The sequence below is a fragment of the Nocardioides guangzhouensis genome (assembly GCF_004519545.1).
Classification (GTDB): domain Bacteria; phylum Actinomycetota; class Actinomycetes; order Propionibacteriales; family Nocardioidaceae; genus Nocardioides; species Nocardioides guangzhouensis.
In genome coordinates this window covers 73320-96980 of sequence record NZ_SDKM01000006.1, presented here as the reverse complement: position 1 = coordinate 96980, position 23661 = coordinate 73320, and the positions used below count along the sequence as shown (strand labels likewise).

The 23661-nt window shown below is 72.4% G+C and carries 26 protein-coding genes; 16 read left to right on the top strand and 10 right to left on the bottom strand.

Annotated features, from left to right (window positions below):
• Positions 1-217: 217 nt before the first annotated feature.
• Genes EKO23_RS05740 through EKO23_RS05730 form a run of 3 tightly spaced genes read right to left on the bottom strand, consistent with a single transcriptional unit; the run spans position 218 to position 2867 of the window.
• Complete coding sequence (locus EKO23_RS05740; RefSeq protein ID WP_246050923.1) at positions 218-1144, bottom strand: COX15/CtaA family protein; 927 nt, start codon at positions 1142-1144, stop codon at positions 218-220.
• A 2-nt stretch (positions 1145-1146) separates the two neighbouring features.
• On the bottom strand, positions 1147-1929 hold the full coding sequence (locus EKO23_RS05735; protein ID WP_342773564.1) for an ABC transporter permease: 783 nt from the start codon (positions 1927-1929) through the stop codon (positions 1147-1149).
• Positions 1926-2867, bottom strand: a complete 942-nt coding sequence (locus EKO23_RS05730; protein ID WP_246050922.1) for an ABC transporter ATP-binding protein — start codon at positions 2865-2867, stop codon at positions 1926-1928. Before EKO23_RS05730 ends, EKO23_RS05735 begins: the two co-directional genes overlap by 4 nt.
• 163 nt (positions 2868-3030) lie before the next feature.
• Between EKO23_RS05730 and EKO23_RS05725 the strand changes: the two genes are divergently transcribed.
• The gene (locus EKO23_RS05725) at positions 3031-4035 is read left to right on the top strand and encodes an ATP-binding cassette domain-containing protein (protein WP_134714997.1); all 1005 of its coding nucleotides are present in this window, start codon (positions 3031-3033) and stop codon (positions 4033-4035) included.
• On the top strand, positions 4032-4886 hold the full coding sequence (locus EKO23_RS05720; RefSeq protein WP_134714995.1) for an ABC transporter permease: 855 nt from the start codon (positions 4032-4034) through the stop codon (positions 4884-4886). The genes EKO23_RS05725 and EKO23_RS05720 overlap by 4 nt, the downstream gene beginning before the upstream one ends.
• 89 nt (positions 4887-4975) lie before the next feature.
• On the opposite strand, the gene EKO23_RS05715 is transcribed toward EKO23_RS05720, so the two are convergent.
• The 4 genes from EKO23_RS05715 to EKO23_RS05700 form a co-directional block, all read right to left on the bottom strand.
• A complete protein-coding gene (locus EKO23_RS05715) occupies positions 4976-5629 on the bottom strand; it encodes a glycerophosphodiester phosphodiesterase (RefSeq protein ID WP_134714993.1) in 654 nt (217 codons plus the stop codon).
• The gene (locus EKO23_RS05710) at positions 5626-6366 is read right to left on the bottom strand and encodes a phosphatase PAP2 family protein (RefSeq protein WP_134714991.1); all 741 of its coding nucleotides are present in this window, start codon (positions 6364-6366) and stop codon (positions 5626-5628) included. Before EKO23_RS05710 ends, EKO23_RS05715 begins: the two co-directional genes overlap by 4 nt.
• A 145-nt stretch (positions 6367-6511) precedes the next feature.
• On the bottom strand, positions 6512-7378 hold the full coding sequence (locus tag EKO23_RS05705) for a lysylphosphatidylglycerol synthase domain-containing protein (RefSeq protein ID WP_167880337.1): 867 nt from the start codon (positions 7376-7378) through the stop codon (positions 6512-6514).
• A gap of 180 nt (positions 7379-7558) precedes the next feature.
• Positions 7559-8773, bottom strand: a complete 1215-nt coding sequence (locus tag EKO23_RS05700) for a flavin-containing monooxygenase (RefSeq protein WP_134714987.1) — start codon at positions 8771-8773, stop codon at positions 7559-7561.
• 126 nt (positions 8774-8899) lie between these two features.
• On the opposite strand from EKO23_RS05700, the gene EKO23_RS05695 reads away from it, so the two are divergent.
• The 10 genes from EKO23_RS05695 (at position 8900) to EKO23_RS05650 (ending at position 16919) form a co-directional block, all read left to right on the top strand.
• Positions 8900-9625, top strand: coding sequence for a helix-turn-helix transcriptional regulator (locus EKO23_RS05695; protein ID WP_134714985.1), 726 nt, complete (start codon positions 8900-8902; stop codon positions 9623-9625).
• 14 nt (positions 9626-9639) lie between these two features.
• Positions 9640-11076 carry a Fe-S cluster assembly protein SufB gene (sufB, locus tag EKO23_RS05690; protein WP_134714983.1) on the top strand — a complete coding sequence of 479 codons (1437 nt, stop codon included), beginning with the start codon at positions 9640-9642 and terminating at the stop codon, positions 11074-11076.
• A gap of 243 nt (positions 11077-11319) precedes the next feature.
• Positions 11320-12477, top strand: a complete 1158-nt coding sequence (gene sufD / locus EKO23_RS05685; protein ID WP_246050921.1) for a Fe-S cluster assembly protein SufD — start codon at positions 11320-11322, stop codon at positions 12475-12477.
• Positions 12477-12812 (top strand): non-heme iron oxygenase ferredoxin subunit, encoded by a 336-nt coding sequence (locus tag EKO23_RS05680; protein WP_134714979.1) that lies wholly within the window; start codon positions 12477-12479, stop codon positions 12810-12812. Before sufD ends, EKO23_RS05680 begins: the two co-directional genes overlap by 1 nt.
• 52 nt (positions 12813-12864) lie before the next feature.
• Positions 12865-13623 carry a Fe-S cluster assembly ATPase SufC gene (gene sufC, locus EKO23_RS05675; protein WP_134714977.1) on the top strand — a complete coding sequence of 253 codons (759 nt, stop codon included), beginning with the start codon at positions 12865-12867 and terminating at the stop codon, positions 13621-13623.
• Positions 13624-13709: 86 nt separating this feature from the next.
• Positions 13710-14963: a cysteine desulfurase gene (locus tag EKO23_RS05670; protein WP_134714975.1), complete on the top strand. Its 1254-nt coding sequence runs from the start codon at positions 13710-13712 to the stop codon at positions 14961-14963.
• 4 nt (positions 14964-14967) lie between these two features.
• Entirely contained in the window at positions 14968-15435 is a 468-nt protein-coding gene (gene sufU, locus EKO23_RS05665; RefSeq protein ID WP_134714973.1) for a Fe-S cluster assembly sulfur transfer protein SufU, read from the top strand.
• Positions 15428-15793: a metal-sulfur cluster assembly factor gene (locus EKO23_RS05660; protein ID WP_134714971.1), complete on the top strand. Its 366-nt coding sequence runs from the start codon at positions 15428-15430 to the stop codon at positions 15791-15793. The genes sufU and EKO23_RS05660 overlap by 8 nt, the downstream gene beginning before the upstream one ends.
• Positions 15794-15803: 10 nt before the next feature.
• Positions 15804-16424: an acVLRF1 family peptidyl-tRNA hydrolase gene (locus tag EKO23_RS05655; RefSeq protein WP_134714969.1), complete on the top strand. Its 621-nt coding sequence runs from the start codon at positions 15804-15806 to the stop codon at positions 16422-16424.
• A 75-nt stretch (positions 16425-16499) separates the two neighbouring features.
• Positions 16500-16919 carry a cyclic nucleotide-binding domain-containing protein gene (locus EKO23_RS05650; RefSeq protein ID WP_134714967.1) on the top strand — a complete coding sequence of 140 codons (420 nt, stop codon included), beginning with the start codon at positions 16500-16502 and terminating at the stop codon, positions 16917-16919.
• 162 nt (positions 16920-17081) lie between these two features.
• On the opposite strand, the gene EKO23_RS05645 is transcribed toward EKO23_RS05650, so the two are convergent.
• Positions 17082-17561, bottom strand: a complete 480-nt coding sequence (locus tag EKO23_RS05645; RefSeq protein ID WP_134714965.1) for a MarR family transcriptional regulator — start codon at positions 17559-17561, stop codon at positions 17082-17084.
• 53 nt (positions 17562-17614) lie between these two features.
• Between EKO23_RS05645 and EKO23_RS05640 the strand changes: the two genes are divergently transcribed.
• The 3 genes from EKO23_RS05640 to EKO23_RS05630 are packed head-to-tail and all read left to right on the top strand — an operon-like array spanning position 17615 to position 21025.
• On the top strand, positions 17615-18538 hold the full coding sequence (locus tag EKO23_RS05640; protein WP_134714963.1) for an ABC transporter ATP-binding protein: 924 nt from the start codon (positions 17615-17617) through the stop codon (positions 18536-18538).
• Positions 18535-20106, top strand: a complete 1572-nt coding sequence (locus tag EKO23_RS05635; protein ID WP_134714961.1) for an ABC transporter permease — start codon at positions 18535-18537, stop codon at positions 20104-20106. Before EKO23_RS05640 ends, EKO23_RS05635 begins: the two co-directional genes overlap by 4 nt.
• Before the next feature lie 28 nt (positions 20107-20134).
• Positions 20135-21025, top strand: coding sequence for a phosphotransferase (locus EKO23_RS05630; protein WP_134714959.1), 891 nt, complete (start codon positions 20135-20137; stop codon positions 21023-21025).
• 64 nt (positions 21026-21089) lie between these two features.
• On the opposite strand, the gene EKO23_RS05625 is transcribed toward EKO23_RS05630, so the two are convergent.
• Positions 21090-21668: a helix-turn-helix domain-containing protein gene (locus EKO23_RS05625; RefSeq protein WP_134714957.1), complete on the bottom strand. Its 579-nt coding sequence runs from the start codon at positions 21666-21668 to the stop codon at positions 21090-21092.
• Positions 21669-21734: 66 nt separating this feature from the next.
• Between EKO23_RS05625 and EKO23_RS05620 the strand changes: the two genes are divergently transcribed.
• The gene (locus EKO23_RS05620) at positions 21735-22694 is read left to right on the top strand and encodes an NAD(P)/FAD-dependent oxidoreductase (protein ID WP_134714955.1); all 960 of its coding nucleotides are present in this window, start codon (positions 21735-21737) and stop codon (positions 22692-22694) included.
• Here the strand turns inward: EKO23_RS05620 and ypfJ are convergent.
• Complete coding sequence (ypfJ, locus tag EKO23_RS05615) at positions 22691-23644, bottom strand: KPN_02809 family neutral zinc metallopeptidase (RefSeq protein ID WP_134714953.1); 954 nt, start codon at positions 23642-23644, stop codon at positions 22691-22693. The two genes, EKO23_RS05620 and ypfJ, sit on opposite strands and share 4 nt — an antisense overlap.
• Between the last annotated feature and the right edge of the window lie 17 nt (positions 23645-23661).

Here is a 23661-nt window from a genome sequence, read left to right as displayed (position 1 = left end):
GCGGGAAATCGGTGACCGCGGGCCACCAAATGGGCCACCGTGACGTCAGAGGGAGATGAACGGCGGTAGGCCCGGGCACGGGGGTGCGGGCCCGCCGCCGTCATCATGTCCGGCTGCGTTCGCGCCGGACGGCATACGGCCTGGCTGTTCGGGCTGTTCGGGCGACCGGACCGTATGACGTTGCGCGGGACGTCCGGCGGGCAGCCCGCGGCGCCACTCAGACCGGCGTACGGCGCGCGGCCAGCAGCACCCAGGCGAGCGCGGCCGAGGTGAGTGCGGCGCCCAGCATGTGCAGGGCGACCAGGCCGACCGGCAGGTCGAGGGCGTACTGCGTGAACCCGACGACGCCCTGCCCGATCTCCACCGCGAGCAGCACCAGCGCGGCGGTCTCGACGCTGGTGGCGCCGCCGCGCCGGGCCAGGAAGACCAGGCCGAAGGTCAGCGCGACCAGCAGGTAGACCGCGAACGCGTGCACGTGCGAGAACAGCTGCGGGTCGAGGCCGGTGCGCGCGGCCCCGTGGTCGCCGGCGTGCGGGCCCGACCCGGTGACCACGGTGCCGAGGTACAGGACGAGCCAGCCGGCGCCGTACACCAGCCCGGCCAGCTTCTGCACGCGCCGATGGATCGGGGGAGCGGCGCTGCCCGCGACGTACGACGGAGCCCAGTCCGCGACCTCCACGAGCAGCCACACGCACAGCTGGATGATCAGCATCGACACCAGCAGGTGGAACGCGACCACCCACGGGTTCAGGTCGGTGAGCACGGTGATCCCGCCGATCACGACCTGCGCCGGCACGATCGAGGCGACGCCGAGCGCGAGCCAGGTGACCCGCCGGTTGCCGGCCCGCCAGGCGGCGAGGATGCAGAGCAGCGCGACCGCGGTCACCAGGAACGTGATCATCCGGTTGCCGAACTCGATCGCCCCGTGCAACCCGAGCTCCCCGTGCGGCACGTAGGACTCGTCGGTGCAGCGCGGCCAGGTCGGGCACCCGAGGCCCGACGCGGTCAGGCGTACGGCGCCGCCGGTCACCACGATCAGCACGTTGACGACGAGGTTGGCCACGGCGAGGTGCGGGAGGTACGGCACCAGGCCGTCCCCGGCGCGCTCGAGGAGGCGTCGGGGGCCACGGGTCAGGGTCGGCACGGTCACTCCCACCGGAAGAGTCGGGCGGCGAGCACGGAGCCCACGGCCGCCCAGGCGATCAGGACGAGCAGGGCGCTCCCGGCCACGGTGCCCTCGAGCAGGGCGTTGCGGAGGACGTCGCCGAGGGCCCCGGACGGCAGCAGGGCGAGCGGAGCCTCGGCCGCGCCGTACGTCGACCGGGGCACGACCACCCCGCCACCGGTCAGGAGCAGCAGGTAGACGAGGTTGGCGGCGGCCAACGTGGCCTCCGCACGGAGGGTGCCGGCCAGCGCCAGCCCGAGTGAGGCGAACGCGAGCGTCCCGAGCAGCGCACCGAGCAGCGCCACGAGCCAGCCGGTGACGCCGCCGCCGGGGTCCCAGCCGAGCGCGAACGCGACCGCGCAGATGACGACCGCCTGGAGTCCCTGGACGATGAGCAGCGAGCCGACCTTGCCGAGCAGCAGGCCCGAGCGGGGCAGGGGCGAGGCGCCGAGCCGCTTGAGCAGGCCGTAGCGTCGCTCGAACCCGGTGGCGATCGCCAGCGACGTGAACGAGGTGGACATCACCGCCAGCGCGAGCACGCCCGGGGTGAGGACGTCCACGGGCCGGTGCGCGAGGTCGAGCCCCATTCGCTCGGCACCGAGCACCCCTCCGACCAGCGCGAGCACCGGGATCACGACGGCCAGCAGCAGCTGCTCGCCGTTGCGCAGCAGCAGCCGGGTCTCCATGGACGCCTGGGCCCGGACCATGCGGAGGTACGGCGCGGCGCCCGGCGCGGGCGTGAAGGTGCCGGTCGCGGGGCTCACGGCGCCAGCTCCCGCCCGGTGATCTGCAGGAATACGTCCTCCAGGGTGCGCTGGCCGAGGCTGAGCGACTCGGGCAGCACACCCTGCTCCTCGCACCACGCCGACACCTTCGCGAGCGTCGAGGCGTCGGCCGGCCCGGTGATCAGCAGGCTCTGCTGGTTGATCTCGGTGACCTCGGTGCCGCTGCCGAGGGTGGCGCGCAGCGACTCCGGCGCCTCCCGGGGGAACGGCTCGGTCACCACCAGCCGGATCGTGGCCTGGCCGCGCGCGCGGGTCAGCTCGAACGGCGACCCGGTGGCGACCACCCGGCCGCGGTCGATGACGTGGACGGTGTCCGCGAGCCGCTCGGCCTCCTCCATGTAGTGGGTGGTGAGCACCACAGTCACGCCGTCGGCCTTGAGCTCCTCGACCAGCTCCCAGGTGGTGCGCCGCGCGGCCGGGTCCATGCCGGCCGTCGGCTCGTCGACGAACACCAGCTCGGGCCGCCCGACCACCGCCATCGCGAGGCCGAGCCGCTGCTGCTGCCCGCCCGAGAGTCGGCGGTACGGCGTGCGGCCACACTCGGCGAGCCCGAGACGCTCGACCAGCATCGGGACCGGCAGCGGGTTCGCGTGCAGCCGGGCCACGTGCTCGAGCATCTCGACCGCACGGACCCCCGACCACGCGCCACCGGACTGCAGCATCACGCCGATCCGGGGCAGCAGCGCCCTCCGCTCGCGGACCGGGTCCAGCCCGAGCACCCGCACGGTGCCCTGCTGCGCGGCCCGGAAGCCCTCGCAGGTCTCCAGCGTGGTCGTCTTGCCGGCTCCGTTCGGGCCGAGGACCGCGGTGACCGTGCCACGTTCGACGGTGAGCGAGAGCCCGTCGACGGCGCGGGTCTCGCCGTACCGCATGTGGAGTCCCTCGATCGCCACGGCAGGGGAGGACGACGCGGGCACGCGCATAGTCTAGGAACGGGGCACGCGCCCGTCCGGCTCCGGGTGGCCCGGGAGGCCGGGGAAGGTGGCGGGGATCTCGTCCGGACGAATCGTTATCCGACCGTTCCTGCTCTCCGCCGTAAATCGTTCGGCGTCGTCGGTGGTCTCTCCTAGGGTCGGGGGCATGAGTCCACGAGCGGCGATCGAAGCCGAGAACCTCGTCAAGCACTTCGGTGAGACGGTGGCGGTGGACGGGGTGAGCTTCTCCGTGCCCGAGGGCACGGTGCTCGGCATGCTCGGTCCCAATGGCGCCGGCAAGACCACGACCGTGCGCATGATGACGACCCTGACCGAGCCGACCGCAGGCACCGCCCGGGTGGCCGGCCACGACGTCGTCCGTGAGCCGGCTGCCGTCCGTCGAGCGATGGGGCTGACCGGGCAGGCCGCCACGGTCGACGAGCTCCTGACCGGCCGGGAGAACCTGCGTCTGATCGGCTCGCTCTACGGCCTCTCCCCGGCGTACGTCAAGCGCGCCAGCGAGGAGCTCCTGGGGCGGTTCAGCCTCGCGGACGCCGGCGACCGGATCGCCAAGACCTACTCCGGCGGCATGCGGCGACGGCTCGACCTCGCGGTCAGCCTGATCGCCAGGCCGCCGGTCCTGTTCCTCGACGAGCCCACCACCGGCCTCGACCCGCGCAGCCGGGTGGAGCTGTGGGACGTCCTCCGCGGCCTGGTGCGCGAGGGCACCACGCTGCTGCTCACCACGCAGTACCTCGAGGAGGCCGACCAGCTCGCCGACCGGATCGTGGTGATCGACCGCGGCACGGTGATCGCCGAGGGCACCCCGCTCGAGCTCAAGGACGCCTCCGGAGCGGCCGCGCTGGTGATCACGGTGTCCCGCGCCGGTGACCTCCCGATCGCCGAGCGGATGCTCCGCGAGCACGTCAGCGAGGTGCACGTCGACGAGGGGGCCCGGCAGCTCACCGCCCCGGCCAACGGTCTCGGCGACATGACCCGCATCGCCGGGGTCTTCGCGCACAGCGAGATCGAGCTCGACGACCTCGGCCTCAAGCGCCCGAGCCTCGACGACGTGTTCCTGCACCTGACCGGACACCGGGCCGAGGACGCCCAGGACGGCGAGTCGTCCGACGACACCAGCACTACCGACGCAGGGGAGAAGGTCCCGTGACCACGCAGAGCGAGGCCGTCCGCAGCGAGACGCGCGACGAGCGACCGGAGATCCGCCCGACGGGACTGCTGCGCCAGTCGCTCGCGATCACCCGCCGCAACCTCATCCACATCAAGCGGATGCCGGAGATGCTGCTCGACGTGACCATCCAGCCGGTCATGTTCGTGCTGCTGTTCGCGCTCGTGTTCGGTGGGTCCATCAAGACCTCGTCGGAGAACGGCTACAACGAGTGGATCATGGCTGGGATCATGGGCCAGACGATCGCGTTCTCGTCGTTCGTCGTCGCCGTCGGGCTCACCGCCGACCTCGACAAGGGCATCGTCGACCGGATGCGGTCGTTGCCGATCAACTCGTCGGCGGTGCTCGTCGGCCGGAGCATCTCCAGCCTCATGCACTCCAGCATCGGCATCGTGGTGATGTCCGTGACCGGCCTGATCATCGGCTGGCGGATCCGTGACGGGTTCCTCGACGCGGTCCTCGCCTACGCCCTGATGCTGCTCTGGGGCTTCTCGATGATCTGGGTCGGCATCTGGGTGGGCTCGGCGATGCGCTCGGTGGAGGCGGTCAACGGCCTCATGTTCGCCACCATGTTCCCGATCACGTTCGTCGCCAACACGTTCGCGCCGACCGAGAACATGCCGGACTGGCTCCAGACCATCGCCGAATGGAACCCGATCTCCTCACTCGTCCAGGCGTGCCGGGAGCTCTGGGGCAACACGCCCCCGCTGGGTGACGACGCGGCGCTCCCGTTGCAGTACCCCGTGATCTCGACGGTCCTGTGGACGATCGCGATCACGGCGGTGGTGGCCCCGCTCGCGATCCGCTCGTTCCGCCGCCGCACCCAGGACTGAGCAGCAGGACGGGGCAGCCAAGGACGGAGCAGCCAGGACGGAGCAGCCAGGACGGGGCAGCCGGAGGGGCAGCAGGGCTGGCCCGGGCGTCACTCCCGCCCGGCGACCAGCGCGGCCAGCAGGTCCGGCTCGTCGCTGATGATGCCGTTGACCCCGATCGTCAGCAGGCCCTCCAGCACCCCGGTGTCGTTGACCGGCCAGGTCATCACCACCTCGACGTGGTCGAGGAGCTCCCCGACCAGGGTCTTGTCGAGCAGGCTGCGGTGCACCGACACCCCGTGCACCCGGCTCCCCGTGACCAGCCGGGTGCGCAGCCGGGCGAGCTCCGCGCGGGTGCGGGCGGAGAGGACGGGCCGCACGTAGGGCAGCCCCGTCAGGAGCTCGACGGACGGCCAGTGCCGCCCGCACACGAGCAGCGGGCGGTCGTGCCCGAGCTCGTGCAGCAGCCGAGCCGCGGATCGGGCGGCCCGGGTGTGCCTGCCCTTGAGGTCGAGCATGAACGTGGTGCCGTGCCGGTCGGCCTCGAGAAGCTCGCGCAGGCCGAGGCGGGGCGCGGAGGCGGAGGCCAGCTCCCACCGGTCCCAGAGGAACGGCAGCGGCCCGGCCGTCTTGAGGTGTCGCACCTCGAGCCGCCCGCGGTGCTCGTGCACGTCGCACTCGATGACGTCGACGCCCAGCGCGTTGGCCTCGTGCAGGCCGGCCAGCGAGTTGCCGGCGCGGTGCGCGATCGCCAGCACGCTCATGGTTCCTCCCTCCGCCGGCGCAGCCGTCGCCGCTCGAGCCGCAGGGCCACGGCGTGCCCGACCAGGGCGAGCGCCGCGCCGGCGACGACGTCGAGCACGAAGTGGTTGGCGGTCGCCACCACCGCCACCATCATGGCGACCGGCAGCGCGAGGCCGACCAGGCGGAGCCAGGCCGTGGTCGCCGCCGAGACGACCGCGATCCCGACCAGCAGGTCCCAGCCGTAGTGCAGGCTCGGCATCGCGGCGTACTGGTTGACGAAGGCCGGCGGCTGCAGCACCCGGTACGCGTCGGAGCTCCGGGTCACCGTGTCGACCAGCCCGTCGTCGGCCAGCCGCGGCGGCGCCACCGGGTACGTCGCGAAGATCAGCAGCCCGATGGCGCCGGAGACCAGCATCCCGTCGCGGAGCCGGAGGAAGACCTCGCGGTGGTGCCAGGCGGTCCAGACCATCACCAGCACGATGACCGGCCAGTGACCGAAGACGTAGACCCAGTTGACCAGCGTCTCGCCGAGGTGGGAGGACTCGAACGGCGCCTGCACCTCGGCCTCGACCGCGATCCCCAGCCGCTGCTCGAGAGCGGCGAGGTCGCGGGCGTGTGCCAGCGCCGTGTCCTCAGCCCCCTCGGTGAGGCCGCGCACCCGGAAGTAGACGAAGACGCCCAGCGCCACCAGCCCCGCCTGCCCGAGGACCCAGGCCAGGCGCGACCGCGCCAGCCGAGTGCCCCGCGAGATGTCCATGGCTGCCTCCGGCAGGTACGCGGTCGGTGGTGGGACGTGCCACGGCAACGTCCCCTCCATCGTGGGCAGGCCGACGCGGCCGTCGCCGGGGGCGAAGGTCCCGAGTCGGACCCCCATCCGGCCCCCGGGCGGGTACGCCGAGGGGTCAGGCGGTCACGGGAGCCGGGGTGCGGGCGGCCCGGCGGGCGAGGACCAGGCTGACGCCGCCGAGCGCGAGCGCCGGCAGCCACGCGACAGCGGCCTTGATGGCGACCGCGGCCGCAGCGGCCGCCCACGGCACGCCGAGCGCGACGAGGGCGACCACGAGGGCGCCGTCGCGCGGGCTGGCGCCGTTCGGACCGGGGACCGCGCCGGCGACCTGGCTGGCCCCGAACGCCCCCAGCAGCTGCAGGGGCGACAGGGAGTGGCCGGTGGCTGCCAGGGTCCCGAGCAGCAGGCCGGCGATGCTCAGCTGGTACCCCGCGGACAGCAGCAGGCCGTGGGCCAGCCGGCGGGGAGGCGGCAGCGGGCGCCGCGGGAGCAGGTCGGGCCGGAACCGCCGGACCACGACGAGGGCGACGAGTGCGGCCAGCGCGAGCCCGACCGCGGGGAGGAGCATGCGCAGCGGCAGCTCGGAGCCGGCGAAGACGACGAAGGCAGCCAGGCCGAGCGCGCCGAGCAGGCGGTCCGTGCCGACGCTCGCGACCGCGTCGCCGCGGCGCAGGCCGGCCTTGGTCAGGCGGTGGTAGCGCCACGCGTCCGCCCCGACGTGACCCGGCGTGAGCAGGCCGAGCAGCTCGGACTCGGCGTACGCGCGCAGGTGCCACCGCCGGCCGAGGTCGGCATCGGTCACGGCACGCCAGCGCAGCGGGCAGAGGACGTACTTGCCGATCACCCACGGCAGCAGGCCCAGCGCGACCGGCCACGGGCTCACGTGGGGGATCCGGGGGAGGGTCAGCACGGGGACGAGGACGCTGACCACCACTCCGAGGACGAGCGCGGTCCGGGACTGCAGGAGGGAGCGGAGCTGCATGGGGTCCTTCCGAGGCTCCGGGAGAGCGGCGTCCGCAGGGGCGTCGTCGACCGCGGGGACGTGCTCCATCATCATGAACGCTGCGGCGCCCGTACCCAAATTCGGACATTTCGCCACCCCGGACCGCCATCGGTCCGGACCGGTCGCGGCGCGCCACGCCGGCCTCCGGGGGCCAGGCCCTCAGGCGGTGACCGCGGCGTGCCGTACGACGCCCTCCACGACGGTGCCCGCGTCGCGGCCGACGCCGAGCAGGAGCGACGAGCCGCGCGTGCGGAGGAAATGGACGCCGCAGAACCACAGGCCGGGGACCGCGGTCGCCAGGTCCTCTCCGACGACGGGGAAGCCCATCTTGTCGAACACCGGCAGGTCCACCCAGGTGGCGTGGTCAGGCCGGAAGCCGGAGGTCACGACGACCGCGCCGAACCCGGACAGGTCGACCTCGGTCGGCGCGTCCGCCCGGAACGGTGCCGGGTCCGGGACCGGTGGAAGGGCATCGCCGAGGCTGCCGCGCAGCAGGCGGTGGGCGTCCGCCCAACGTGCGTCGCCGAAGGCCACCGACTCCGCGAGGTCCCCGGCGAACCGCGCGGTGCCGTCGCGGACGCCCTCGAGGTGGCCGACCAGGGTGACGCCGAGGTCCTGGAGGACCCGGTAGTGGAGGTCGTGGCCGCCGTGGGCACCCGTGGCCTGGATGTTCGCCCACAGGCGAGCGGCGGGCGAGGGCAGCACGGACAGCGGCTGCCCGAAGAACCCGACCCGGTCGAGCCACGTGACGAGGTCGAGATCGCCGATCCGGCGCGGCCCCCACGGCGCCCTCCCGCAGGCGAGCACCGGGTCGCGCCCCGCAACGTGCAGCTCCTCGGCGAGCTGGACGCCGGTCTGGCCGCTCCCCACGACCAGCACGCGGCCCGGGGGAAGTGACGCGGGGTCGTGGTAGGCGGTCACGTCGAGGACGCTGACGGACGCGGGGAAGCCGGCCGCAGCAGCCGGCAGGTACGGCCGGGGGAAGGCGCCGGTGCACACGACCACCTGGTCGGCGTCGACGGGCCCCTCGCTGGTCGTGGCCCGGAAGCCGCGGCCGGGTGCCCTGCCGAGCCGGTCGACGCGGACACCGGTCCGGATCTCGCCGGCGCCTCCGGCGTACGACACGAGGTAGTCGACGATGGCGTCCCTGGGCACGTGACCCTCCGGGTCCGGCCCGTCGTACGGCGCGCCCGGCAGGTCGAGCGTCCAGTTCGGCGTGACGAGGGTGAAGCTCTCCCAGCGCGAGCGCCAGGACGCGGCCACGGAGGCCTGCTCGAGCACCACGTGGTCGACCCCCGCGGCACGCAGGCCGCGGCTCACCGTGAGGCCGGCCTGACCGGCGCCGACCACCACCACGCCCGCGCGGTCGCCCATGCCTCATTGCACTGCGGCTCCGCGCGCCGCTGCCATCGAGGTCCAGACCGGCGGGTGCGGGACCGTTGACGGTCCTTAGGGAACCCTTACTTGAAGCGCCTCGGGCATTAACGTCACAATGATGTTGTGCAATTCGCCAGGACCCCGGTCGCGGCCCCCGAGGGGGACGCGCCGACCCGCGCCCGCGTGGCCCGGACGATCCTCGAGAACGGTCCCTCCACCGCGGCCGACCTGGCGCGCCGGCTCGACCTCACCCCGGCCGCCGTACGCCGGCACCTCGACCACCTGGTCGAGGAGGGCACCGTCGAGGCGGGGGAGCAGCGGGTCTACGGCACCCGCGGTCGCGGCCGCCCGGCCCGCGTCTTCCGGCTCACCGAGAGCGGGCGTGACGGCTTCGAGTCGCAGTACGACGCGCTGGCGGTCGACGCGCTCCGCTACCTCGCGGAGGCGCACGGTGAGGAGGCCGTGGTCGCGTTCGCCCGCCGCCGGGTGGCGTTCATCGAGACCGACTTCGCCGAGGTCACCGAGGCGCAGCCGGACCTCAGCCCGGCGCAGGCCCTGGCGGAGGTGCTGACCCGGGGCGGCTACGCCGCCGGCGTCCGGGACATCCCGATCGGCGAGCAGCTGTGCCAGCAGCACTGCCCGGTCGCGCACGTCGCGCACGAGTTCCCGCAGCTGTGCGAGGCCGAGACCGAGGCGATCGGCAAGGTGCTCGGCCACCACGTCCAGCGGCTGGCGACCATCGCGCACGGCGACGGCGTCTGCACCACGTGCATCCCGCACACCCCGAACCAGCACACCGCACCCGCGGCGCCGGCCTCCGGCACCGCCCACGAGACCCCCGAGAAGTAAGGACGGCACTCCGCATGACGAGCACTGCCAACGGCCCGACGATCGAGGAGCTCAACCCCGAGCTCCAGGGCATCGGCCGCTACGAGTTCGGCTGGGCCGACCCCGACACCGCCGGCGCGTCTGCGCAGCGTGGCCTCAACGAGGCCGTGGTCCGCGACATCTCGGCCAAGAAGAGCGAGCCGCAGTGGATGCTCGACCTGCGCCTGAAGGGCCTCAAGCTCTTCGACCGCAAGCCGATGCCCACGTGGGGCTCCGACCTGTCGACGATCGACTTCGACAACATCAAGTACTTCGTCCGCTCCACCGAGAAGCAGGCGGCCTCGTGGGACGACCTCCCCGAGGACATCAAGAACACCTACGACAAGCTCGGCATCCCGGAGGCGGAGAAGCAGCGCCTCGTCGCCGGCGTCGCCGCCCAGTACGAGTCCGAGGTGGTCTACCACCAGATCCGCGAGGACCTCGAGGAGCAGGGCGTCATCTTCCTCGACACGGACACCGCGCTGAAGGAGCACCCGGAGCTCTTCCAGGAGTACTTCGGCACCGTGATCCCGGTCGGCGACAACAAGTTCGCCGCGCTCAACACCTCGGTCTGGTCCGGCGGGTCGTTCATCTACGTGCCCAAGGGCGTCCACGTGGACATCCCGCTGCAGGCCTACTTCCGGATCAACACCGAGAACATGGGCCAGTTCGAGCGCACGCTGATCATCGTCGACGAGGACGCCTACGTGCACTACGTCGAGGGCTGCACCGCGCCGATCTACAGCTCCGACTCGCTGCACTCCGCGGTCGTCGAGATCATCGTGAAGAAGGGTGGCCGCTGCCGCTACACGACGATCCAGAACTGGTCGAACAACGTCTACAACCTCGTCACCAAGCGAGCGACCTGCGAGGCCGGCGCGACCATGGAGTGGGTGGACGGCAACATCGGCTCCAAGGTCACCATGAAGTACCCCGCGGTCTACCTCCTCGGCGAGCACGCCAAGGGCGAGACGCTGTCGATCGCCTTCGCCGGCGAGGGTCAGCACCAGGACGCGGGCGCCAAGATGGTGCACGCCGCGCCGCACACCTCCTCCTCGATCCTGAGCAAGTCGGTGGCCCGCGGCGGCGGCCGCACGTCGTACCGCGGCCTGATCCAGGTCAACGAGGGCGCCCACGGCTCGAAGTCCAACGTCCTCTGCGACGCGCTCCTGGTCGACCAGATCAGCCGCTCCGACACCTACCCGTACGTCGACATCCGCGAGGACGACGTGTCGATGGGTCACGAGGCGTCGGTCTCGAAGGTCTCCGACGACCAGCTCTTCTACCTGATGTCCCGCGGCATGGCCGAGGACGAGGCGATGGCGATGATCGTGCGCGGCTTCGTCGAGCCGATCGCGAAGGAGCTGCCGATGGAGTACGCCCTCGAGCTGAACCGGCTCATCGAGCTCCAGATGGAAGGCGCTGTGGGGTGACCCTCTTCCGCGGCCCCGTGGCGACCGCCGCCTACGGCGACGTCCCTCGCGCGGGGGCGGCGCGTCGGCCGGGCAACGCCGGCTGCTGGTTGCTCTCCGCTGCGGCCGCCGCGGCCAAGCCCCTTTAGTGCGCGAGGGACCTCGCCTTCGGCATCGGTCGGAGGTGGCCCGCCCGTGCATCACCCCGAACAGACGTGAAGACAGAAAGCGAACGTAGTGACTGCAACTGCTGAGACGCCGGCCGTGGCCGAGGCGATCGAGACGGCGAAGGTGTCGTCGCACCTGCACCCGGAGGGGTCGTTCGACGTCGACGCCCACGTGGTGCCGACCGGCCGCGAGGAGATCTGGCGGTTCACGCCGCTCAAGCGGCTGCGTGGGCTGCACGCGGACGCCGCGCTGGACGGGACGACCGTGGGCGCGGAGTTCGACGCGCCCGAGGGCGTCGTGGTCGAGCGGATCGCGGCCGACTCCGAGCGGCGCGGGTCGAGCGGGTTCGTGCCGCGCGACCGGATCGCGGTGCGGGCCTGGCACGGCGCCGCGACGGCGTACGCCGTGACCGTCCCGAAGGAGACCGTCCTCGACCAGCCGGTCGTCATCGACCTGACCGGCACCTCCGTCGAGGGCGCCTCCGCCACGCACGTGGTGGTGACCGCCGAGGCGCACAGCAAGGCGACCGTGGTCTTCCGGTACGCCGGCAGCGCGACGCTCGCGGACCTCGCCGAGTTCGTGGTCGGCGACGGCGCCCAGCTGACCGTGGTCAACATCGACGACTGGGCCGACGACGCGGTCCGCGCCGGCACCCGCCACGCGCAGGTCGGCCGGGACGCGGAGTTCCGCCACGTCGACGTCACCTTCGGCGGCGACGTGGTCCGCCACGACACCACCGCCGAGTACGCCGGCCCGGGTGGGTCCGTGGAGATGCTCGGCCTCTACTTCGCCGACGAGGGCCAGCACATCGAGCACCGCCTGTTCGTCGACCACACCGCGCCGCACACCAAGAGCCACGTCGTCTACAAGGGCGCGCTGCAGGGCGAGGGCGCGCACACCGTGTGGGTCGGCAACGTGCTGATCCGCAAGGTCGCGGAGGGCATCGAGACCTACGAGGAGAACCGCAACCTCGTGCTCACCGACGGCTGCCAGGCCGACTCGGTGCCGAACCTCGAGATCGAGACCGGCGAGATCGAGGGCGCCGGCCACGCGTCCGCGACCGGTCGGTTCGACGACGAGCAGCTGTTCTACCTCCGCTCGCGCGGCGTCGCCGAGGACGAGGCCCGCCGCCTGGTCGTGCACGGCTTCTTCAACGACCTGATCCGCAAGATCAACGTGCCGCAGATCGAGGAGAAGCTGGTCGCCACCGTCGAGGCCGAGCTCGCCAAGAACGTCCTGAAGGGGCTCGACTGATGGCGTTCGAGCGGGTCTGCGCCCAGGACGAGGTGTCCGCCGACGAGGCCCTCGCCGTGCTGGTCGACGACCTCGAGGTCGCGATCGCCAAGGACGGCGAGGAGTTCTTCGCCATCCGCAACGAGTGCTCGCACGCCGCGGTCGCGCTCTCGGAGGGCGAGGTCGCCGGCGGCACCGTCGAGTGCTGGTTGCACGGCTCCTGCTTCGACCTGCGCACCGGCAAGCCCACCCACCTCCCGGCGACCGAGCCGGTGGCGACGTTCCCCGTGCAGCTGAGGGACGGCGACGTCTACGTCGACGTCACCACCTCGCTCAACGGCGTACGCCCCGACTGACCGGCCGGCCGCCCCACCCCCCAGACTTCGAGAGAGAAGAGAGAACGACACGATGAGCACGCTGGAGATCAAGGACCTGCACGTCTCGGTGGACACCGAGGACGGGGCCAAGGAGATCCTCAAGGGCGTCACGCTGACCATCAAGGGCGGCGAGACCCACGCGATCATGGGCCCGAACGGCTCGGGCAAGAGCACGCTGGCCTACTCGATCGCGGGTCACCCGAAGTACACCGTCACCGCCGGCACGGTGACCCTCGACGGCGAGGACGTCCTCGCGATGTCCGTCGACGAGCGGGCCCGGGCCGGGCTGTTCCTCGCCATGCAGTACCCCGTCGAGGTGCCCGGCGTCTCCGTCGCGAACTTCCTGCGCACCGCCAAGACCGCGATCGACGGCGAGGCCCCGAAGCTGCGCACCTGGGTCAAGGACGTCAACACCGCCCTGGAGCAGCTCGACCTCGACGCGTCGTTCTCGCAGCGCTCGGTCAACGAGGGCTTCTCCGGCGGCGAGAAGAAGCGCCACGAGATCGCCCAGCTCGAGCTGCTGGACCCGACCTTCGCGGTTCTCGACGAGACCGACTCCGGCCTCGACATCGACGCGCTGAAGACCGTGTCCGAGGGCGTGAACCGGTTCCGTGCCAAGGAGGACCGCGGCGTCCTGCTGATCACGCACTACACGCGCATCCTGCGCTACATCCAGCCCGACTTCGTGCACGTGTTCGTGGCCGGCCGGATCGCCGAGGAGGGCGGCCCGGAGCTGGCGGAGCAGCTCGAGGCAGAGGGTTACGACAAGTACACGAAGGTCCGAGCGTAGCGAGGAGGTTGAGGTGCGAGGGCGCGCAGCGCCCGAGCCTCGAAACCCCCGCCCTGCCACAACAGACCGCACGAAAGGAGACCGCGATGGACGGCTTGTTGCCCGACCTGGAGCTGATCCGCAAGGACTTCCCGATCCTCCAGCGCACGCTGGCGGGTGGGCACCCGCTGGTCTACCTCGACAGCGCCAACACCTCGCAGAAGCCGCAGGTCGTGATCGACACCATGGTCGACCACCTCGAGCGGCACAACGCCAACGTCGCCCGCGCCATGCACCAGCTCGGCGCGGAGTCATCGGAGGCGTTCGAGGCGGCCCGCGACAAGGTGGCGTCGTTCATCAAGGCGCCGTCGCGGGACGAGGTGGTCTTCACCAAGAACGCCTCCGAGGCGCTCAACCTCGTGGCGAACACGCTCGCGTGGAAGGGCCCGCTGCAGGTCGGTGAGGGCGACGAGGTCGTGATCACCGAGATGGAGCACCACTCCAACATCGTGCCGTGGCAGCTGCTCACCGAGCGCACCGGCGCGACCCTGCGCTGGTTCGGCCTCACCGACGACGGCCACCTCGACACGTCGAACATCGACGACATGATCACCGAGCGCACCAAGGTGGTCTCGTTGACCTGGGTGTCCAACATGCTGGGCACGGTCAACCCGGTCGCGGAGATCGCCCGCCGGGCGCACGAGGTCGGCGCGATCGTCGTCGTCGACGCGTCGCAGGCCGCGCCGCAGCTGCCGGTCGACGTGGTCGCGTCGGGTGCCGACCTGCTCGCGTTCACCGGCCACAAGGTGGTCGGCCCGACCGGGATCGGCGTGCTCTGGGGCAAGCGCGAGGTTCTCGACCAGCTGCCGCCGTTCCTCGGGGGCGGCGAGATGATCGAGACCGTCACCATGGCGCGGTCGACGTACGCCGGGATCCCGCACAAGTTCGAGGCCGGCACCCCGCCGATCGTCGAGGCGGTCGGGCTCGGCGCCGCGGTGGACTACCTGTCCCACCTCGGCATGGAGAACGTCCACGCCCACGAGCAGGCGATCACGGCGTACGCGCTGGAGGGCCTGGCCACCGTGCCCGGCCTGACCGTGCTCGGCCCGCTCGACGCCACCCAGCGCGGGGGAGCGGTCGCCTTCGAGCTCGAGGGCGTGCACCCGCACGACGTCGCGCAGGTGCTCGACTCCCGCGGCATCGCGGTCCGGGCCGGGCACCACTGCGCGAAGCCCGCGCACGCCCGGTTCGGCGTGCAGAGCTCTACCCGGGCGTCGTCGTACCTCTACACGACGCCGGCGGAGATCGACGCGCTCGTCGAGGGCCTGGAATACGCCCGCTCCTACTTCAAGTTGGCGTGACTGCATGGACCTCGACGCGCTGTACCAGGAGATCATCCTGGACCACTACAAGAACCCCCACCATGCGGGCCTGCGGGACCCGTTCGAGGCGGAGGTGCACCACGTCAACCCCACCTGCGGAGACGAGGTGACCCTACGCGTGCACGTCTCCGACGGGGTCGTGCAGGACGTGTCGTACGACGCTCTCGGCTGCTCGATCTCGCAGGCCTCCGCGTCGGTGATGACCGACCTGGTGATCGGCAAGCCGGTCGCCGAGGCGATGGGGATCCACGAGACGTTCCTTGCCCTGATGCAGGGCCGCGGCCAGGTGGAGCCGGACGAGGAGGTGCTGGAGGACGGGATCGCGTTCGCCGGCGTCGCCAGGTTCCCGGCCCGCGTGAAGTGCGCACTACTGTCGTGGATGGCGTGGAAGGACGCCACCGCGCAGGCCGTCGGGGACGACATCACCACCAAGGAGACCAGCAATGGCTGACCAGACCGTCGACCACGGCGACCTTCCCGAGGTGACCACCGGCACCTCCACCGTCACGGAGGACGACATCACCGAGGCGATGAAGGACGTCGTCGACCCCGAGCTCGGGATCAACGTCGTCGACCTCGGCCTCGTCTACGGCGTGCACCTCGACGAGTCGTCGAACTGCGTGCTCGACATGACCCTGACCTCGGCCGCCTGCCCGCTGACCGACGTCATCCAGGACCAGACCAACGGCGCGCTCGAGGGCCTGGTCAACGACGTTGCGATCAACTGGGTCTGGATGCCGCCGTGGGGCCCGGACAAGATCACCGAGGACGGCCGCGAGCAGCTGCGCGCGCTCGGCTTCAACGTCTGACGCACCGGCCGTGACCACGGTCGCGGTGCCGGCCGCGCGCGTCGAGCGCTGGGTCGCGAACTTCGCCGACCGGCACGGGTCGGCGGAGCTCGCGGTGCGCGACGGCGCGCTGACCGGCGTCGCCGAGGACGGCTCGACGTTCGCTGCGCACCTGCCCTTCGACGCGCCGTACGACGGGCCGGCCGACGCCGCGGCGTTCGCTGCGGCGCTCACGGTCCCCGACCACTGGGGCGTGCTCCTGGTCCGCAAGGGCGGCTTCGCGGTCGCCCGGCTGGCCGGCGGCGAGCTGGTCGACCACAAGATCGGCCAGCGGCACGTCCAGGGCCGGACCAAGGCCGGGGGCCAGAGCCAGCAGCGCTTCGCCCGCCGCCGGGACAACCAGGCCCGTCAGGCGTACGAGGCCGCGGCCGGGCACGCCGCACGCATCCTGGCAGGTGGCCCTGCCCTCTCCGCCCTGGTGACCGGGGGAGACCACGCGGCGGTCGCGGCAGTCCTGGAGGAGCCGTCGCTGCGGGCGCTGCGCGCAGTCGTGGTCGAGCCGTGGCTCGCGGTCCCCGACCCGCGCCGTACCGTCCTCGACGCCGCGGTCGCCGACGCCGCCTCCGCGCGGTTCACCGTCACCAACCGCTGAGCCGCGTCCCTCCGGGCCATTGCCTGCTCGCCGCGCTTGCTGCCACTCTGGTCGCGGAGGCGAAAGGGGAGGGCCATGTTCCAACGCCACGGCGTGCCGCGGGAGCGCATCGACGTGCTCCGCCAGGTTCCGTTCTTCGACGGCCTGTCGAACAAGCACCTCGCACGGATCGACCAGCACCTCGACGAGGTGAACGTCGAGCCGGGGCGGGTGCTCACGGAGCAGGGTGAGGGCGCCTACGAGGCGTTCATCATCGCCGACGGGGTCGCCGAGATCCGCAAGGACGGCAAGGTGCTCCGCGACACCGACATCGGGGAGCTGATCGGGGAGATCGGCATCCTCAAGCACTCCCTGCGCTCGGCCACGGTGGTCGCGAAGACCCCGATGCGGTTGCTGGTGCTCAACGCCAACGAGATGTCCGCTCTGCTGCGCGAGGACAAGAAGGTCGCCGAGCGGGTCCAGGAGAACCTCGACCGCCACCTCGAGGGCCGCTGACCCCCTTCGTCGACTCGCGCCTCCCTGAGGGTTGAATCGTGCTTCCCTGAGGGTTGAGTCGCGTCTTCCTCGGGCTCGAGTTGCGCCTCGCTCCCGGCCCGGGCAAGGCAGGCGCGACTCAACGGTCAGCGAGGCGCGACTCAACGGTCAGCGAGGCGCGACTCAACGAGACCGGCGGAGGAGCGCGCGGCGGCGGTCGTCCCAGCGGGTGGCGAGGTCGGCGAGCTCCTCGTCGACGAACACCAGGAACTCGCGGGTCAGCACCAGGCGGACCCGGCGCGGGTCGTCGTCACCGAGGTCGGCGATCGCCTCGTCGAGCGCGCCCACCATCGGGGCGTAGAGCTGGTCCCGGCGCAGCATCGCGGTGTGCCAGGCGTCGTCGTCGACGACGTACACGTCCCTGCGGGAGCCGCGGTGCCGCTCGCGCCGCAGCATGCCGACCCGGGCGAGGTAGTTGACCGCCCCGGACACGCCCGCCGGGCTGACCTCCAGGGCGGCGGCCAGCTCCGCGGCCGTCATCCGGCCGTCCTCGTCGGAGAGCAGCGCCGCGAAGGCCCGCGAGGGGAGTCGGGGGAGGCCCGCGTCGGTGAGGGCGCCGCCCATCCGCTCCACGAAGCGGAGGTCGTTCACCGAGTGCGTCATGTCACGGATTCTAGAACATTCAGAAATACATGAACAGTGAGTAGGCTGCTGCCATGGGCGACCCCATCGAGATCCACCAGCTCGTGAAGACCTTCGGCCCGACGCGGGCGCTCGACGGCCTCGACCTCACGGTCCGGACCGGGGAGATCCACGGTTTCCTCGGCCCCAACGGGTCAGGCAAGTCCACGACGATCCGGGTGCTCCTCGGGATGCTGCGTGCCGACTCGGGATCGGTGCGCCTCCTGGGTGGGGACCCGTGGCACGAGGCGGCGAGCCTCCACCGACGGCTGGCCTACGTGCCCGGTGAGGTGAACCTGTGGCCCAACCTGACCGGCGGTGAGGTGATCGACCTGCTCGGCCGCCTGCGCGGCGGGATCGACGAGAAGCGGCGCGCCGACCTGCTCGAGCGGTTCGAGCTGGACCCGACCAAGAAGGGCCGCAGCTACTCCAAGGGCAACCGCCAGAAGGTGGCGCTCGTCGCGGCGCTCGCGGCCGACGTCGAGCTGCTGGTCCTCGACGAGCCGACCACCGGCCTCGACCCGATCATGGAGAGCGTCTTCCAGGAGTGCGTCGACGACTTCCGCGACAGCGGACGGTCGGTGCTGCTCTCGAGCCACATCCTCGCCGAGGTCGAGCGGCTCTGCGACCGGGTCAGCATCATCCGCGCCGGGAGGTGCGTCGAGTCCGGCACGCTCGGCGACCTCCGCCACCTCACCCGTACGTCGATCCAGGCCGAGCTCGCCCGGCCGCCGGTCGGGCTCGCGGGTCTTCCCGGCGTGCACGACGTCGAGGTCGACGGGACCCGGGTGGCGCTGGAGGTCGACACCCCGCAGATCGACGGAGTGCTCGACGTGCTCCGCGCGGGCGGCGTCCGGTCGCTGACCAGCCAGCCGCCCACGCTCGAGGAGCTCTTCCTGCGCCACTACGGCGACCAGGTGGAGGACGGAGCGCCGACCGAGGACGGCGAGCGGCCGTGACCGGCGTCCGGATCCTGCTCTGGTCCTTCCTGTACCGCGACAAGTGGCACCTGTTCTGGTGGACCCTCGGCCTCACGATCCTCTACTGGAGCCAGGCCTACAGCGTCGGCGGCCTCTACACGAGCCAGGCCGAGTTCGACACCGCCGCGGCCGCGATGGATAACAACGCCGCGTTCATCGCGATGGCCGGTCCGGCCCGGGCGCTCAACACCATCGGCGGCCAGGTCACCTGGCAGTCCACGGCGTTCGGGGCGATCCTGGCCGGGTTGATGAGCATGTTCCTCATCGGGCGACACACCCGCGGCGAGGAGGAGTCCGGCCGCGACGAGCTGCTCCGGGCCGCCCCGATCGGTCGGCAGGCCACGACCACCGCTGCGCTGCTGCACGCGATGATCGCCAACGTCCTGGCCGGCCTGGGGGTCGCGCTCAGCCTGATCGCCTACCCGCTCGACGTGCCCGACTCGATCGCGCTCGGAGTCGGCCTGACCCTGACCGGGTGGGTGTTCTGCGGCACCGCGCTGCTCGCGGTCCAGCTCACCAGCAGCACCCGGTCGGCGTACGGCATCGCCGGCACCGTGATCGGTGTCGCCTACCTGCTGCGGGCCGTCGGTGACATCGGCAACGGAGCGCTGAGCTGGCTCTCGCCGATGGGGTGGTACCAGGCGATGCACGCGTTCTCCGGCCTGCGCTGGTGGCCTGCGCTGCTGCTGGTCGTCGGCACGGCCGCCGGCGTCGTCGCGGCGTACGTCGTGTTCCTGCGCCGTGACTACGGCGCCGGGGTGGTCCCGGTACGCCCGGGACCCGACCGGGCCTCGCCCGGGCTCGGCACCGGCCTCGGCCTGGCCTGGCGGCTGCAGCGCGGCGCGTTCCTCGGGTGGGGGATCGGGCTGCTGCTGGGCGGACTGTCGTACGGCGCGATGGGTGACGACGTGGGCGACATCGTGGGGGACTCGCAGGCCTCGCGCGACCTGTTCGTCCAGTCCGGCGACATCGTCGAGGGGTTCTACGCGACCGCGGTCCTCATGCTCGCGATGATCGCCGCCGGCTACGCCATCTCGTCGGCGCTGCGACCCCGCGGCGAGGAGGACGACGGGCGCGTGGAGTCGCTGATCGCGACGGCGCTGTCGCGGCGGGCGTGGCTGCTCGGCCACGTCACGGTGACCGTGCTGGGCACCGTCGTGGTGGTGCTCGGCGGCGGCGTCGGCCTCGGCGCCGGCTTCGCGCTGGTGACCGGGGACGGCGAGGCGTTCGGCCGCTACGCCCTGGCCACGCTCGCCTACCTCGCGCCCGTGCTGGTGCTGGCCGCGCTGGCGAGGCTGCTGTACGGCGTCGCCCCGCGGTGGGCGAGCCTGGCCTGGCTGGCGCTGGTCTTCAGCTTCGTGATCATGCTGTTCGGCGAGCTGCTGCAGATCCCGCAGGGTGTCCAGGACCTCTCGCCGTTCGAGCACCTGGCCCTGGTGCCGGCCCAGCCGTTCACCTGGACCCCATGGCTGGTGCTGATGGCGCTCGCGGCCGCGCTCTCCGCGGCCGGCCAGCTCGCGTTCGCTCGTCGCGACGTCCACGGATAGCGAGCCCCGGTCTGTCAGGATGACCGCCATGTGGCAGCCGGAGCCGGGATGGCAGCCGCTCGGGTCGGGGAGCAGCAGCTCCACGGTCGGGGTGTGGCTCGCCGGGGACCGGGTGGTGAAGCGCCTGGCCGCGCCGCTGCCGGGGGACGCCGAGCTCTACTCGAACCCGCGGCACGTCGGCTACTGGCGGCGTGCCGCCGACGTGGCGCTGAGCGGCGTCGTCGAGGACACCGCCGGCCTGCGCTCGCCGGCCGCGCTCGGCGTCGAGGAGGACGACGAGGGGATCACGTTGTGGCTCCCGCAGGTGCCGGAGGCGCCGCCGACCGGGTTGTTCGTCGCCCGCAGCCTCGGGGAGCTCGCCGGGCACGTGCTGCCCGACCTGCCGTGGCTGGCCCACGACCAGCTCCGGGACCGGTTGCGGCTCGTGGAGCGCAGGGGCGGCTGGCCGACCCTCGCCCGGACCACCGTCGCCGACGTGGCCGACCACCTCTGGAACCGGCGAGGGAGGTACCTCGACCTGCTGGACGAGCTGCCGGTGGTCACCCAGCACGGCGACCCGACGCCGGGCAACCTGCACGCGCACGACGAGCGCGGGGTGATCGCGCTGGACTGGGCACAGCTCGGCACCGGCCCGGTCGGCGGCGACGTGGGGTACTGGTCGCTGTCGGCGCGCGAGGAGTTCGAGCCGCTGGCCGACGCGTACGTCGCCGCCCTGCGCCCCGGTCTGGCCACGGTCGAGGAGGTCCTGCTCGGGGCCCGCGTGACCGCGGTCTACACGGCGCTGTCGCGGGCGGAGTGGGCGCTGGCCCGTGCCGCCGCCGGGCCCGGCGCCCTGGCCGGGAAGTTCCGCCACCCCAGCGTCGCGCCGTACCTCCGTTCGCTGCAGCGGCAGTTCCCGCAGATCGAGGCCCTGCTCTAGCGACGGTCTCGTGAGGTGCCGCCAGACCTGGCCGCTCGGGGCGCAAGACCTGGTCGGTCGGCGGTCAGGAGGTACGGCGCCTGGGCGCGGCCCGCAGGTGGGCGCGCTCGCCCTGGGGGCCGAAGAGGGAGAGGAACTCCACCGACCTGCCGTCCGCCGAGCCGAACCAGTGGGGGACCCGGGTGTCGAACTCGGCGGCCTCTCCGGCCCCGAGCACCAGGTCGTGGTCGCCGAGCACCAGGCGCAGCCTGCCGTCGAGGACGTAGAGCCACTCGTAGCCCTCGTGCGTCCGCGGGTCCGGCTCTCGTTGCCGCCCGGCGTCGATGACGTGCTTGAACGCCTGCAGCCCGCCGGCGCGGCGGCTGAGCGGCAGGATCGTCTGCCCCTGGGCCCGGACCGGCTTGAGGTGCACGCGCGGGTCGCCGGTCGGGGCGCCCTCGACGAAGTCGTCGAGCGCGACCTGGTAGGTCCGGGCGAGGGGGAGCAGCAGCTCCAGGGTCGGCTTGCGGCTGCCGGACTCGAGCCGGGAGAGCGTGCTCGCCGAGATGCCGGTCGCCTCCGCGACGTCGGCGAGGGTGAGGTCGCGCTCGCTGCGCAGCGCCTTGAGGCGGGGTCCTACCTGGGTCAGCGCGGGGTCGTCCATGGACACACTTTGCCATTCCGGCAAAGGAAGTTGCCAGTTTGGGCAGATGGGCCGCAGTCTCGGGACATGAGCCAGGAGACCCCGAACCCCGACCGCGTCGACGTCCTCGTGATGGGCGGCGGCGCCGCCGGCCTCAGCGCCGGCATCTGCCTCGCCCGCTCCCGTCGCAGCGTGCTCCTCGTGGACGAGGGACGTCCGCGCAACGCGCCTGCCGCGGGGGTGCACAACCTGCTCGGCCACGAGGGCATCGCACCGCTGGAGCTGCTGCGGCGAGGGCGCGCCGACCTCGCGTCGTACGGCGGGAGCCTGCGGGAGGCAGCCGTGGCAGACCTGCACGGGGTGAAGGGCGGGTTCACCGCGTCCCTCGACGACGGCTCGACCGTGCGCGCCCGCCGGGTGGTGCTCGCCGGCGGCGTCGTCGACCGGCTGCCCGACGTGCCCGGTCTCGCCGAGCGCTGGGGCACGGACGTGCTGCACTGCCCGTACTGCCACGGCTGGGAGGTGCGGGACCGCCGGATCGGCGTGCTGGCGGGCGCGGTGATGCCCACGCACCAGGCGCAGCTCTTCCGCCAGCTCAGCGACGACGTCACGCTGTTCCGCCAGGGCCAGCCGTTGACCGGGGAGGAGCAGAGCGCGGTCGAGGCCCGAGGCATCCGGGTGGTCGACGACGAGGTGGTCGGTCTCGAGGTCCGCGACGACCGGCTGACCGGCGTCGTGCTGGCCTCCGGCGAGGTGGTCCCGGTCGACGCGCTGGCCGTGCAGACCCGGCTGGCCACCCGTGCCGGCGCAGCGGCCCGGCTCGGCGTCGAGGTCGCGGAGCTGCCGTTCGGCAGCCAGGTCACCGTGGACGTCCGCGGCGAGACCACGGTGCCCGGCGTGTGGGCGGCCGGCGACGTCGCGCAGCCGATGGCGCAGGTCGGGGCGTCGGCGGCGCACGGCACCCAGGTGGGCGCGATGGTGAACATGGACCTCGTCGAGGACGAGATCGCCGAGGCGCTCGACGACGCGAACCGTGTGAATGCCTAGAGAACCGTCACCGAGAACGTGTCGCAGGCCCGGTAGTCGCCGCTGCGGTAGCCGATCATGAACCACTTCTGGCGCTGCTCGGCCGACCCGTGCGTCCACGACTCCGGGTTCACCCGGCCCGACGTCTTGCGCTGGATCCGGTCGTCGCCGACCGCCTCGGCGGCCTCGATCGCCAGCCGGATGTCCTCGTCGGTGAGCTCGCTGATCAGCACCTGGCCGGTGGCGTCCTCGGTGCCCGTCGCGTTGCGGGCCCACATCCCGGCGTAGCAGTCCGCCTGGAGCTCGAGGCGTACGGCGTCGCTGTTCGCGCCCTGCTGGCTGCGGACCTGGCCCATGGTGCCGGTGAGGTCCTGGATGTGGTGGCCGTACTCGTGGCCGAGCACGTAGGCCTCGACGAAGCCGCCGTCCGGGCCTCCGAGCTGCTTCTCGAGCACCTCGTCGAAGAACCCCGTGTCCTCGTAGACGGTGTCGTCCTGCGGGCAGTAGAAGGGACCGACCTGCGAGGACGCCTGGCCGCACCCGGTGGAGGTCGCCTCGGTGAACGTGTGCGTCTCCGCCTCCTGGTACGCGACCCCGGTCATCGCGGGCAGCGCGTCGGACCAGTAGTCCTGGACCGAGTTGACCACCGCGACCCGCGCGCAGTCCGGGTCGTTGTTGGCGTCCTCGCCGGTCTTGCAGTGGTCGTAGCGGCCGGTGTCGCCGCCCGCGTCCTGCACCTGGCTCGGGTCCAGCCCGCTGGCACTTCCGGAGGTGCCGCCGGGCAGTCCGCCGCCGACGCAGGAGACCAGCACCACGAAGAGGACCAGCACGATGATGCCGCCGATCCCGCCGCCGGCGGCCGCGCCACCGGGGATGGGGAGCCGCATCCCGCCGCCGCCGAGGCCACCGCCGCCGCGGCCGGTGTCGGAGACCTGGCCGGTGTCGAGACGGGCCTTCGGGTTGAAGCGCATGCTCGGCCCTCCTGGTG